Origin of the sequence: Lachnoanaerobaculum sp. Marseille-Q4761, assembly GCF_017565785.1 — a bacterium.
GTDB lineage: Bacteria > Bacillota > Clostridia > Lachnospirales > Lachnospiraceae > Lachnoanaerobaculum.
In genome coordinates, this window is record NZ_JAGEKB010000001.1 from 708,702 (window position 1) to 722,062 (window position 13,361).

The window sequence follows — 13,361 nt, forward strand, 5'->3', positions numbered from 1 at the left end:
CCCAAAAGAAATCGGATAAAAAGCAATCCGATTTTTTTAGGAAGTCTTTATCATCGCCACCATATCCATATCAGAAAAGAGAGGAGGTTTTTTCTTATGGCGATATATCATCTCAGTATAAAGATTATCTCAAGAGGAAAAAATAAAAGTGCAGTAGCAGCTTCCGCTTATCGTAGTGGCGAAAAAATAAAAAACGAATATGACGGAGTAGTCCATGACTTTACAAGAAAAGGTGGAATAGCCCATACCGAAATTCTATTACCGCAAAATGCACCTGAAGAATTTTCAAACCGTTCTGTCTTATGGAATAGCGTGGAGAAAATAGAAAAAAGTAAAAATTCACAGCTTGCAAGAGAAATAGAAATTGCATTACCTAAAGAATTAAGCAGAGAAAAACAAATAAATCTTGTAAGAGAATATGTAAAAGAAAATTTTGTGAAAGTCGGTATGTGTGCCGATATTGCCCTACACGATAAAAATGATGGAAACCCACACGCCCATATACTTTTAACTATGCGACCGCTAAACGAAGATAAAACATGGGGAGCGAAATCAAAAAAGGAATATATCCTTGATGAAAACGGAGAAAAAGTAAAACTCAAAAACGGCAATTACAAAACAAGAAAAATAGATAAAGTCGATTGGAACGAGCAAGACAAAGCAAAAGAGTGGCGAAAGTCGTGGGCAGATATTACAAACAAATATCTTGAAGAAAACAGTATACAGGAAAAAGTTGACCACCGCTCCTATGAAAGACAAGGCATAGAACAAATACCGACCATTCATTTAGGAGTATCGGCAAGTCAAATGGAGAAAAAAGGTATTGTTACCAACAGAGGAAATATCAACCGAGAAATCAAACATCAAAACAAGATATTAAGAGAAATTGCAAGACGAATAAAAGCCTTAATGAGATGGATAAGGAGTTTAACGAAAGATAAAAATAATGATACTTCAAAAGATAAACAGGACGATATGGCTATACAATCCACTACCCTACCAAAACAAAATGATTTAACAGATATGCTCTCTCATTTCATAAAAGAAAACTCAGATAACCACAATGCAGACTTAGAAAAATATATTGAAAGCTATCAATTCCTTAAAGAAAAAATATTACATCAATATCCGAATTGAAAGAAAGTATATCAGCATTAAGAGATAAGAATTACAAGACTACAAGAGCCATAAAAGATACTGAAAAGAAAACCAATGACAAAGTAGAGCTTATCGACCAAGCAGAAAAATATTTGAAACATAAAGACACCTACAAAGCTTATACCAAGATAAAGAAAAGCAAACAAGAAGATTTTTATAATGAGCATACGGCAGAGATTATTTTATTTGAAAGTGCTAAGAAATATCTGAAAGAACATTTAGGAGATAACAAGACCTTAAATATATCCAAATGGAAATCGGAAGTTGATACTTTGAAGAAAGAAAAAAAGAGTCTATATAATCAAATATTAGAAATACGAGAAGAAGTTAAACAGGCAGAAAAAGTTAAGACTTGTATAGAGCGATTACAGGAACAAGAAAAGCGACCATCACAGGTAAAGAGCAATGAGTTAGGTCTGTAAAAACAAAAGTGAAATATTTATAACTTTGCTATTGATATTAAAATTATTATGTGATATATTTATAACAGCGAGTTAGAAATATATCACTTGAAATTATATGTAAGGAGAATTTGAAATGAAAAACAAAGTATCTATACGAGAAGTTGTTGCAACAAAAATTATCATTGCAATTTTAATTGCAGGGTATTATTGGTTGTGGAGTAGAAGCGACTATCAGCCTGAATATCGACAATTTTCAAGCTATTGGGGTTTTCTTTTATTTTTGATACTGATAGTACATTATTTTAGAGTAAGAAAATATAAGAAAGAATACTTTGATGAATTTGCAGAAAAAAATCTACTCAGATGTGATGCGATATGCTTGAAAGTTTTTTGTCTTTTGATGGTGATTATAGCATATTTAGGAGGAATTTTAGGTCATGTAAACGCAATTTCAACAGCAATTATGGGATGGCTTATTATCGGAAGCGTAATTGCAATTACAATACTTCGTACGATTATATTTTTAATTATGGATTCTAAAGGGGTATAATTATGGCATTTATAACGAAAGTGAAAGAATATCGAGAAAAGGCAAAATATAAGCAATCTGAACTTGCTGAAATGGTAAATGCCAGAAGAGAAACTATTGTACATCTTGAAAATGGGAAATATAATCCATCATTAAAATTAGCCATGGATATTGCAAAAGTATTTAATGTTAGTGTAGAAGATTTATTTGAATTTACAGATGATTGAGATACACAATTTAATTTAAGAAAATATAATATGCAATTCTCAGGACAGTAAATCAAAAAAGATTTACTGTTTTTTCTTTGTCAAAAATGGAAAGGAGAACTTATGGAAGAAGAAAAAAGGAAAATACAAGCACCACCCAATAAACAGTTAATAATGGATATTGGAAAGACAAAATATACTGTAAACCTACATTTCAAGCAAGGTACAGGCGAAACATACAAGGATAAAATACTAAAGCTAATCAAGAGAGAAACAGAGAAGATATAAATTTATTAAAGAAATTTTGTTTATGTCCTTGACAAATCTTCCCAAAATGGTTCCTTTTGAGGTAGTAATTCTTTAACTTTTTTATTGTTAAGTTCCATATTTTTTCTTTCAATATAACCATTCAAAAAAGTGTTATATTATCTCCTTATAATTTTTTAGGTTGTTTAAGGGTTACCTATAATCCCATTACTTTATTTAAATCCATTTCTTACACATCATAGTGTTGAGAGATAACTCTCATTTTAGATATCGTCTTTTATAGATTTTTTTCTCAAAAACAAAAATATAATTATTGCTATTATACTATAAAAAAGATTTCCGGTAAAAAGCATTTTCCAGTCAATATTAAAAGGTATCAAGAAAACCGGAGCTATTCCTACCCCAATATATGAAATCAAACTTAAAATAGAAAAACCTATACTGCGTTCTTTCTCGGTATTGAAACTACCAACCTCTACATAAAATACTTTAAATAAACTACCATAGCCTAACCCATATATCCATGCAAAAAAATATACTATAAAAGCTTCTTTAAATAATACAAGGGAAAGTTGTACCAACGAAATAAAAATCAACGCACACAATACTGTACAAAAACTATACCTAATTCTCCTAACAAACTGCATCAAAATGTATCCCGCCCAAAAAAACAAATAATATATTCCAATAGACAAGCTCAATGTCTCAAAATAAACAGGTAAATAAGCAACTATTGATCCATATGATATAGATGAAAATAAAAGAATAATGAATGAAATTTGAAACATTGTATTTGACACGACTTTTTTAAAATTATAAACTGCTTTATAATTTGTTGTACTCTCATAATTGTTCTTTTCCTTCTTTAACAATAATGCCACTATGGTCATTATGCTTGCAAATATAACCCACCAAAAAAAAAGCAAATATGGATTCTTGTAATATATATTTTCACCAATTATGGGAGAAAATATCGAAGCTATAGCCACTATAGAATTGTATATGCCTAAATTAAAAGTTCTCTTATCTTTATTTTCACTAAGTAAAACTAAAATTGCAGGAGGAACTAAACCAATAGATAGTCCAAATAAAAGTGATCCCACAAACATCCATTCCATACTATTGCTTTCGATTACTAAAATAAGGCAACTAACAGTAAAAAGTATACATCCTAATACAATTTCTGTTTTTACCCTCAACAAATTCCAAATCGAAAATAATCGTGTAACTAATAATGAACCGGTGAATGTGATCATTATAACATTTATGTCTTTTGTCGATTCATTTATATTAAACACAATTAATGGCAGTAATGTAGTGAGCATAGAAAACACAAAATTCATGAAAAAAGAAACGCTAAACAACTTTTTTTCATTCATAGGCTTCCTCCTAATGTAATATTATACAAATCAGAAACATCTATTTCTTCCAATTCTTTCTTATTTGTGACTCTTCTTGTTATTAACACAACTCTACCTCCTTAGTCAATTTATAGCACAACTCTATATTGTTGTAAATAATATGTTTAAAAATAATATTTATTTTATTAATATATTTGCTCCAAGTCATGCTTCTGTATTACTCAACATATTGAACAAGCACATTAAGTACATATGCAATTACGAAAAAATTGGCAAAGCCAACCACAGACAATACAGTAGAAAACAAGCTTACCCGTGTACAGTAGAACTTAGTCTTTTATTATTACTTAGATTTATTATATAAAAGGTAACTTGTAAGTAGTATACTATCTGCAAAACAGTGTTATAAAAGAAAGGTGGTAATATGGAATATAGTGAGATTAAATTAAATATTTCAAATGACAGGATTAGGGAATATAAGCTTTTTGAAGGAATAAAGATATATTCAGATACATTTATATCTGATGATAAAAAAACACTCATCAATAAAAGAATTTATATTACAAAAAATAAAAATTATGTTTACTATGAAAGAACTGATGTAAATTGGAATTATTGGAATAATAAAGATAAATATGACTTAAGTTTTGATACAGACAGTATAAAACATAATATTGTATTTGAAGTATCAAAAGACTTGACTTTATTTTCACGGTATCTTGGCGAAGAAATTATTAGAAAAATTATGCAAAAAGAGGAAAATGGAGAGATTGTTGAAAAATTGGATATATAAATGTATTCTCAGCTTCAGATTTTAATATTTTTATTGCACACAAAAAGGGATAAGCTCTTTACATAAAGAGCTTATCCCCCCTTGATGCCTAAAGGCATATATATTACTCTATAATTTTTTCTATCTCGCCCAGCAGAATAAAATGTGGCTCCCAACCGCCGTGACCGTCAGTATAGATATCAGGATACAGTTCATAGTAGTCTCTTATTTCCTGTATCAAACTGTTCTTGTCAAACTGCTGCTTACAAAGTTTTTTACATAAAAAAGTCTGCTTTGCCTCTTCAAATCCCATAGTCTTGCCTATAGCGACAGCAGTAAGTCCGGCATTTTCTATTTTGTTTTCATTTCTTCCCGAATGACTTCCAAGGTATGCAATTGCCTTTTTATACTCAGGAGCAAAAAAACTTACAGTAAAATATTCACTGTCATCTATAAACTGAGCTGTATATCTTGACGGATGTATATATAATGTCACCGTTGCCTTGCTTTTTCCGGGTGCACCCCAAATATTTCCAAAACTTCCCCATGAAACCAAGCAGGAATTAAACTTTTCCTTGTTACCTACAGTTATTACCGCCCATTCGCTATCAAAAATATCAAAAGGAGCATACTCCTTTTTTCTAATTTCCATATCTAACGCCCTTTCCTTTGTGGTTAAAATACTACTTTATAATCCTCACCTTTAAAATACCTTCAATAGCATTTAACTCATTTATAAGGCTTTCGCTTGCCTTGGTTTCTATATCTATAAGGGTATATGCCTTTGTACCCTTTGATTTATTTGTAAGATCGGAGATATTATATCCGTTCTTTGCAAATGCTGAAGTGATCTGACCTATCATATTTGGAATATTCTGATGCAAAAGAGAAACTCTGCCCTCTACCTGGCATATTCCCATATCACAGCTTGGGAAGTTTACCGAATTTTTTATATTACCGTTTTCAAGATAGTCCACCAGTTCATTTGCAGCCATTACAGCGCAATTATCCTCACTCTCCTGTGTGGAAGCACCAAGATGAGGTATTACTATGGCCTTTTCCATTTTTGCGGATTTTGTATTAGGGAAGTCTGTCACATATCTTGCAACCTTACCGCTCTCAAGTGCCTTTTCCATCTCTTCATCATCTACAAGCAGATCTCTTGCAAAATTAAGTACTACCACACCGTCCTTCATCTGAGGAATGGAGTTTTTGCCGATCATACCTCTGTTATCTTCTGTCAATGGTATATGAAGTGAAATATAATCACATTCTTTATATATTTCATTTATATCTGTAATAGGCTTTATCTTTCTTGAAAGTCTCCATGCCGCATTTACAGATATATAGGGATCGTATCCGAATACTTCAAGCCCCAGCGATGCAGCGGCATTTGCCACCTCCGCACCTATTGCTCCAAGTCCTATTACTCCGAGTTTTTTACCCTTTATCTCTCCGCCGGCAAAGTTTTTCTTGCCCTTTTCCACATCCTTTGAAATAGTGTCTGAATCCTTGATACTTCTTGTCCACTCAATTCCGCCCACAACATCTCTTGCAGCCAATAACATTCCGCAGATTACAAGCTCTTTTACACCGTTTGCATTGGCTCCCGGTGTATTAAATACCACTATTCCGCTATCAGCACATCTCTCCAGCGGTATATTATTTACACCTGCACCGGCTCTGGCAATTGCAAGAAGATTCTTTGAAAATTCCATTTCACCCATTGCTGCGGACCTTACCATTATGGCGTCCGCTTCTTCTATATTGTCTGTAATCTTATAATTTTCATCAAATATATCCGTCCCCACACTTGCGATAGGGTTTAGGCAATGTATTTTTCTCATACTGTCTCCTTATGCATTCTCTTCTTCAAATTTTTTCATAAACTCAACAAGTTTTTCTACACCTTCTTTCGGCATAGCATTATAAATGCTGGCTCTCATTCCGCCCACACTTCTATGTCCTTTTAAGTTTACAAATCCTTTTGCCTCAGCCTCTTTTATAAACTTTGCATCCAAGTCTTTATCTCCGGTAATAAAAGGCACATTCATAAGAGAACGGTCTTCCTTTCTTACCGTACCTTTGAATAACTTTGACTCATCAAGGAAATCATATAAAATCTTTGCCTTTTCCTCATTTCTTTCCTTCATTGCACTGAGACCGCCAAGAGATTTTATCCATTTGAACACCTTACCGCAAATATATATATTATAAGTAGGAGGGGTGTTATAAAGAGATTTATTATCTGCATGGATTTTATATCTTAACATGGAAGGTGTACCCTCAAGTACATCATCGCTAAGCAAATCCTCTCTTATAATTACTATTACAACACCTGCCGGTCCTATATTTTTTTGTACTCCACCCCAGATAAGAGCGTATTTACTTACATCCATAGGCTCCGATAAGAAGCATGATGAAACATCCGCCACCAAATCCTTGCCCTTTGTATTTGGCAGGTTCTTAAATTTTGTACCGTAGATTGTATTGTTCTCGCAGATATATACATAATCCGCATCCTCTCTTATAGGAAGGTCTGAACAATCAGGTATATATGAAAACGTCTTATCATCACTTGAAGCTACAGCCACTACATCACCATACATCTTTGCTTCCTGGAAGGCTTTTTTTGCCCATTGACCTGTGATAATATAGTCCGCCTTTTTATTCTTCATAAGATTCATCGGAACCATCGCAAACTGTGTATGTCCGCCGCCCTGTAAAAAAAGCACCTTATAATTGTCAGGAATATCAAGAAGTTCTCTGATATCCCTTTCGGCTTCCTCTATTATCTCTTCATACACCTTGGAACGGTGGCTCATCTCCATAACAGACATTCCGCTACCATTATAATCAAGCATTTCTGCAGCCGCTTCTTTTAAAACTTCCTCCGGAAGTACTGCGGGACCCGCACTAAAATTATACACTCTTCCCATGATAATCTCCTTATAATATTTATATAATCGGTTTTAGATAAACCTTAATATACCGGATTTTAACGGTATATTATTTTACAGGGTTCAATTTTAAATCTTTTTCATCAAATGCATCTGATATTGCAGCACCCGGAGATACCATCGGGAATACTTTTTCATCAGAATCTATCTCACATTCGATAACAAAAGTAGTATTTGACTTTAATGCCTCATCAAAGGCATCATCAAACTCCTCTTTTGTAGTTACTCTTCTAGCCTTTGCACCCATTGCTTCCGCCAATTTTACAAAATCAACTTTATCTCTGAGTACAGTTTGTGAGTATCTTTTTCCATAGTATAAATTCTGCCACTGTCTAACCATTCCAAGCACATGATTGTTTATAATCACCTGAATAATCGGTATATCATATCTTGTAGCCGTAGCTATTTCATTCATATTCATTCTAAAACAACCGTCACCTGCTATATTTACTACAGTTTTATCAGGCTTTGCCACCTTTGCACCTATGGATGCGCCCAGACCGTAACCCATGGTCCCAAGTCCTCCTGATGTAAGTAAGGTTCTCGGATTTTTGAATTTATAAAACTGTGCCGTCCACATCTGATGCTGTCCGACCTCGGTACTGATTATAGTATCATCGGCTGTCTTTGCATCAATAGTTTCTATAATATACTCACCTGTAAGACCGGCTTTATTCATTTTAATAGGATACATATCTTTTAATCTCTCGATATGAGCCACCCATTCATCATGATGCATAGGATCAAGTCTGGAATTCAGCTTTCTGAGTATAAGTCTTGCATCTCCTATCAGGCAAAAATCAGCCTTGATATTTTTGCTTATCTCAGCCGCATCCACATCTATATGCAGTATCTTTGCATTTCTTGCAAACTTCTTTGCATTTCCTATTACTCTGTCCGAGAATCTTGCACCTATTACAATCAATAAATCACATTCCGTTATTCCAAGGTTGCTTGACTTGGTTCCATGCATTCCTACCATTCCGGTATATTTTTCATTGCTGCCGTCAAATGCACCCTTACCCATCAAAGTATCAGCCACCGGACAGTCCACCTTTGAAACAAAGGTCTTTAACTCCTCACTTGCACCTGAAAGTATTGCACCTCCACCTACCAATACATATGGTTTGTTTGATGCTCTTATAAGAGAAACTGCATTTAAAAGTTCTTCTTCTTCCACTTCTGTAGCAGGCTTTACCTTTTCAGGCGCTTTGTACTCATATTCAAAGCTGTCACCTGTAACATCCTTTGTAATATCTATAAGTACAGGTCCCGGTCTTCCTGTTACCGCTATTTTAAAAGCTCTTCTTATTGTATCTGCAAGTTTATTTCCGTCTCTTACTATAAAACTGTATTTTGTAACAGGCATTACAATACCTGCTATATCCACCTCCTGGAAAGAGTCTTTTCCAAGAAGATTATTACCTACATTACAGGTTATAGCCACCACAGGTATGGAGTCCATATGAGCACTGGCAATACCCGTCACCAGATTTGTTGCTCCCGGACCGCTGGTTGCAAGGCATACTCCTACCTTTCCGCTGGCTCTGGCATAGCCGTCTGCAGCATGTGCGGCGCCCTGTTCATGACTTGTAAGTATATGTCTTATTCTATCCTGATTTTTATATAATTCATCATATAAGTTCAGTATTGCACCGCCCGGATAACCGAAAACCGTATCAACACCCTGCTCTAAAAGACATTCAACTATTATTTTTGAACCACTGTATTTTGCCATCTATCCTCCTATAAATCATCCACTGTTAAAACTGCACCTCTTGGCGCTCCCGAAACAAGTTTTCTGTATCTTGCCAAATATCCTGTCACCTCATTCAGTCTCGGTTTCCAGTTTTCTCTTCTCTTTGCAAATTCTTCTTCACTTACTCTGGCATTTATGGTGTTTGCATTGATATCAATATCAATAATATCACCGTCCTCTAAAAGTCCTATAGGACCTCCCACAGCAGCCTCAGGGGATGCATGACCTATGGATGCACCTCTGGATGCACCGGAGAATCTTCCGTCGGTAATAAGAGCTACGGTGTCATCCAGCCCCATACCGGCAATTGCCGATGTAGGATTTAACATCTCTCTCATACCCGGGCCTCCCTTTGGTCCCTCATATCTGATTACCACTACATCTCCCGGCACAATCTTTCCGCCCTTTATAGCCGCAACCGCATCTTCTTCACAGTCAAATACTTTTGCAGGTCCGGAATGCTTTAACATCTCAGGGAGTACCGCACTTCTTTTTACAACACATGAATCCGGTGCTATATTTCCTTTAAGTACCGCAATACCTCCCACATTTGAATATGGGTTCTCCGCCGGTCTTATAACATCTGTATCCAGATTTATCGCATTTTTTATATTTTCTCCCACAGTTTTTCCTGTAACAGTCATACAATCAAGATTTAAAAGTCCAAGCTTTGATATCTCCTTCATAACGGCATAGATACCGCCTGCTTCATCCAATTCTTCTATATAAGTATGTCCCGCAGGTGCAAGATGACAAAGGTTAGGAGTTTTTGAACTTATCTCATTTGCAATATCCACATTCAAATCCACTCCCGCCTCATACGCTATAGCCGGCAGGTGAAGCATTGAATTTGTAGAACATCCAAGCGCCATATCCATTGTAAGTGCATTAATAAATGCTTCCTTTGTCATGATATCTCTTGGGCGGATATCTCTCTTTAGCATTTCCATTACTGCATATCCCGCTCTTTTTGCAAGTCTTATTCTTTCGGAATACACCGCCGGTATTGTCCCATTACCTCTAAGTCCCATTCCCAGAACTTCTGTAAGGCAGTTCATTGAGTTTGCCGTATACATACCTGAGCAGGAACCGCAGGTAGGACAGGTCTTATTTTCAAATTCCAAAACATCATCTTCACTTATTTTTCCGGCAACATATGCTCCTACAGCTTCAAACATACTTGAAAGCGAAGTGTTTTTTCCCTTCACCTTTCCTGAAAGCATCGGACCTCCCGATACAAATACTGTAGGGATATTTAATCTTGCCGCCGCCATAAGCATTCCCGGCACTGTCTTATCACAGTTTGGAATCATTACAAGTGCATCAAATTGATGTGCCATCGCAACAGTCTCTGTGGAATCCGCAATCAGATCTCTTGAGCAAAGCGAATACTTCATTCCAAGATGTCCCATAGCTATTCCGTCACATACCGCAATAGCCGGGAATACCACAGGCATTCCTCCCGCCTCAGCCACTCCGAGTTTTACGGCATCTGATATTTTATCTAAGTTTATATGTCCCGGTACTATCTCATTAAATGAGCTTACTATACCTATTATAGGTTTTCTCATCTCCTCAGGTGTCATGCCTACAGCATTAAGCAGTGATCTGCTTGGTGCCTGTTGCATACCTGATTTCATATTATTTGAGCGCAAATTTTCCATATTTCCTCTTTCCTTTACAGCTTATACTGTACACCTATTTTATATATTCCACTATCTTATCGCCCATCTGTGTGGTGCTGAGTTTTTTCATTCCCTCTGTGTAAATATCAACTGTTCTAAAACCGTCTTTTAATACTTTTTCCACCGCTTTATCAATAATATCAGCTTCCTTATCAAGCCCCAAGGAATATCTTAAAAGCATTGAAGCTGAAAGTATGGTTGCTATCGGATTTGCGATATTTTTTCCGGCAATATCAGGTGCCGAACCGTGGCTTGGCTCATATAATCCCAGCTTGCTTTCATTTAAGCTGGCACTTGGCAGCATTCCTATAGAACCTGTTATCATACTTGCCTCATCCGATAATATATCTCCAAACATATTCTCGGTAAGCACAACATCAAACTGTCCCGGATTCATCACAAGCTGCATTGCCGCATTGTCTACAAGCATATGCTCTATGGCAATATCCTTATATTCCTTTGCAACCTCTTCCACCACATCTCTCCATAGTCTGGAGCTGTCAAGCACATTTGCCTTATCCACACTTATAACTTTTTTTCTTCTTTTTGATGCAATATCAAAGGCAACCCTTGCAACTCTTCTTATTTCATTCTCATTATATACCAAAGTATCCACGGCTGTTCTTACACCGTCTGCTTCCTTTGTATATCTGTCTCCGAAATAAAGTCCTCCTGTAAGTTCTCTGACTATTACCATATCAAAGCCGTCTTTTTTTATTTCATTTTTTAAAGGACATGCCTCCGACAATTCTTCATATAAAACAGCCGGTCTGAGATTTGCAAAAAGTCCAAGTTCTTTTCTTATTTTTAAAAGCCCCGCCTCAGGTCTTAAATTCGGTGCTACATCATACCATCTTGAATTACCTACATTGCCGCCTACAGCTCCCAAAAGTACAGCATCGGAGTTTTTTGCAATGTCTATTGCCTCATCTGTCAACGGAACTCCGTATTTGTCAATGGAGCATCCTCCCATATCTATATCTGTAAATACAAATTCATGTTTGTAAAGGTCTGCAATTTTTTCCAGAACCTTTTTTGCCTCTTTTACTATTTCAGGCCCGATACCGTCGCCTTTTATCAATGCTATCTTTGCTTTCATATTCCATCTCCGTTGTGCACTTTTTTGCCTATACAGTAATGAGCTTTATTTCATACCGGCTTTTATAAATCCTTTAATAAGGAAAGTAATTTTCTTATTTAAAAGATTTTCTTATCATAATACTTTAAAATAAAACTTTTTTCAACTTTAGCGGCAATGATTCTTATATTTATACATATATAATTTTTCTATACTTGCCATAACATTTGGTTAAGTAAATCAGGTATTAGGGTATTCCTCCCTGCTTTATAATATCTTTTATATTAAATTTTTCTTAATACATAAGTTTAGAGCATAAAAAAAACAGGGCTTTTATCCCTGCTTTTGCTCTTAGAACTCATCATCCTCATCATCGTCTGCTATAACACCGAATACAGCACCCATCGTACCGGCAGATACTGCAACTGCTACTACTATTACCAGTCCCACAATACCGGCAAAAATTGGCATAATGTCCATAACACACCTCCTAAAGAATAAATGCTTATTTTAAAAATAACACCCCTCAGGTGTTATCACTTGAACCGACAAAACTGGGCCAGCTGGATTTGAACCAGCGAATGCAGGAGTCAAAGTCCTGTGCCTTACCGCTTGGCGATGACCCAATAAAAGGGTGGGTAATGGGATTCGAACCCACGGCCTCCAGAGCCACAATCTGGCGCGCTAACCAACTGCGCTATACCCACCATATCATATATATTATGATAAAAAGCAGGTGATGGGAATCGAACCCACGTATTCAGCTTGGAAGGCTGATGTTCTACCATTGAACTACACCTGCAAATCAATGAGCCTGAAGGGATTCGAACCCCTGACCCTCGGCTTAGAAGGCCGATGCTCTATCCAGCTGAGCTACAGACTCAAATATTTTATTTTTAAGAAGATAAATCGGGGTGACAGGATTCGAACCTGCGACCCCCTGGTCCCAAACCAGGTACTCTAGCCAAACTGAGCCACACCCCGTTAATCTTTTCTTTTGCTATGTCTCTCTCAGACACATACAGCATTATATATGAGTGAGATTATAATGTCAAGCACTTTTTTTTGGTTTTACCGAAAAAATTCACTCCCTAAATAAGCTTTATATCACGCCTCAAAAAAGCTTTATCTTAAAGCCTTTTTGAGTGTATATAAAACTATAGGTCGTTCAAACTTTTATAA

The 13,361-nt window shown here is 35.8% G+C and carries 12 protein-coding genes, 5 tRNA genes and 1 pseudogene; 5 read left to right on the plus strand and 13 right to left on the minus strand.

Annotated features, from left to right (window positions below; all coding sequences use genetic code 11):
- Positions 1-96 precede the first annotated feature (96 nt).
- The 4 genes and pseudogenes from mobQ to J4O15_RS03205 all read left to right on the plus strand — a co-directional run bounded on the left by mobQ (position 97) and on the right by J4O15_RS03205 (position 2,585).
- Positions 97-1,580, plus strand: a pseudogene (gene mobQ / locus J4O15_RS03190) (MobQ family relaxase).
- A gap of 115 nt (positions 1,581-1,695) precedes the next feature.
- The gene (locus tag J4O15_RS03195) at positions 1,696-2,112 is read left to right on the plus strand and encodes a hypothetical protein (protein ID WP_008750787.1); all 417 of its coding nucleotides are present in this window, start codon (positions 1,696-1,698) and stop codon (positions 2,110-2,112) included.
- A gap of 2 nt (positions 2,113-2,114) precedes the next feature.
- Positions 2,115-2,318 (plus strand): helix-turn-helix transcriptional regulator, encoded by a 204-nt coding sequence (locus tag J4O15_RS03200; RefSeq protein ID WP_008750788.1) that lies wholly within the window; start codon positions 2,115-2,117, stop codon positions 2,316-2,318.
- A gap of 102 nt (positions 2,319-2,420) precedes the next feature.
- A complete protein-coding gene (locus J4O15_RS03205; RefSeq protein ID WP_008750789.1) occupies positions 2,421-2,585 on the plus strand; it encodes a transposon-encoded TnpW family protein in 165 nt (54 codons plus the stop codon).
- A 242-nt stretch (positions 2,586-2,827) separates the two neighbouring features.
- Here the strand turns inward: J4O15_RS03205 and J4O15_RS03210 are convergent, their stop codons facing one another.
- Complete coding sequence (locus J4O15_RS03210) at positions 2,828-3,943, minus strand: MFS transporter (RefSeq protein ID WP_208099674.1); 1,116 nt, start codon at positions 3,941-3,943, stop codon at positions 2,828-2,830.
- A gap of 406 nt (positions 3,944-4,349) precedes the next feature.
- Here J4O15_RS03210 and J4O15_RS03215 point away from each other — a divergent pair, with 406 nt between their 5' ends.
- Positions 4,350-4,718: an EXLDI protein gene (locus J4O15_RS03215; protein ID WP_208099675.1), complete on the plus strand. Its 369-nt coding sequence runs from the start codon at positions 4,350-4,352 to the stop codon at positions 4,716-4,718.
- A 103-nt stretch (positions 4,719-4,821) separates the two neighbouring features.
- On the opposite strand, the gene J4O15_RS03220 is transcribed toward J4O15_RS03215, so the two are convergent.
- From J4O15_RS03220 to J4O15_RS03270, 12 genes are all read right to left on the minus strand, one after another.
- Complete coding sequence (locus J4O15_RS03220; protein WP_208099676.1) at positions 4,822-5,349, minus strand: flavin reductase; 528 nt, start codon at positions 5,347-5,349, stop codon at positions 4,822-4,824.
- Positions 5,350-5,380: 31 nt separating this feature from the next.
- The gene (locus J4O15_RS03225; RefSeq protein WP_208099677.1) at positions 5,381-6,544 is read right to left on the minus strand and encodes a phosphoglycerate dehydrogenase; all 1,164 of its coding nucleotides are present in this window, start codon (positions 6,542-6,544) and stop codon (positions 5,381-5,383) included.
- Positions 6,545-6,553: 9 nt separating this feature from the next.
- Positions 6,554-7,636 carry a 3-phosphoserine/phosphohydroxythreonine transaminase gene (gene serC, locus J4O15_RS03230; protein ID WP_208099678.1) on the minus strand — a complete coding sequence of 361 codons (1,083 nt, stop codon included), beginning with the start codon at positions 7,634-7,636 and terminating at the stop codon, positions 6,554-6,556.
- A gap of 70 nt (positions 7,637-7,706) precedes the next feature.
- The gene (gene ilvB / locus J4O15_RS03235; RefSeq protein WP_009219700.1) at positions 7,707-9,395 is read right to left on the minus strand and encodes a biosynthetic-type acetolactate synthase large subunit; all 1,689 of its coding nucleotides are present in this window, start codon (positions 9,393-9,395) and stop codon (positions 7,707-7,709) included.
- 8 nt (positions 9,396-9,403) lie between these two features.
- Positions 9,404-11,080 (minus strand): dihydroxy-acid dehydratase, encoded by a 1,677-nt coding sequence (ilvD, locus tag J4O15_RS03240; RefSeq protein WP_330638607.1) that lies wholly within the window; start codon positions 11,078-11,080, stop codon positions 9,404-9,406.
- A 34-nt stretch (positions 11,081-11,114) separates the two neighbouring features.
- Positions 11,115-12,200, minus strand: coding sequence for a 3-isopropylmalate dehydrogenase (leuB, locus tag J4O15_RS03245; RefSeq protein ID WP_208099679.1), 1,086 nt, complete (start codon positions 12,198-12,200; stop codon positions 11,115-11,117).
- Positions 12,201-12,530: 330 nt separating this feature from the next.
- Positions 12,531-12,659, minus strand: a complete 129-nt coding sequence (locus J4O15_RS16115; protein ID WP_009219697.1) for a hypothetical protein — start codon at positions 12,657-12,659, stop codon at positions 12,531-12,533.
- A 74-nt stretch (positions 12,660-12,733) separates the two neighbouring features.
- A tRNA-Gln gene (locus J4O15_RS03250) sits at positions 12,734-12,805 on the minus strand.
- Positions 12,806-12,812: 7 nt separating this feature from the next.
- A tRNA-His gene (locus J4O15_RS03255) sits at positions 12,813-12,886 on the minus strand.
- Between the two features lie 24 nt (positions 12,887-12,910).
- Positions 12,911-12,981 (minus strand) — tRNA-Gly (locus J4O15_RS03260).
- A 7-nt stretch (positions 12,982-12,988) separates the two neighbouring features.
- Positions 12,989-13,062, minus strand: a tRNA-Arg gene (locus J4O15_RS03265).
- A 26-nt stretch (positions 13,063-13,088) separates the two neighbouring features.
- Positions 13,089-13,163: transfer RNA gene (locus J4O15_RS03270), tRNA-Pro, on the minus strand.
- Positions 13,164-13,361: the final 198 nt, after the last annotated feature.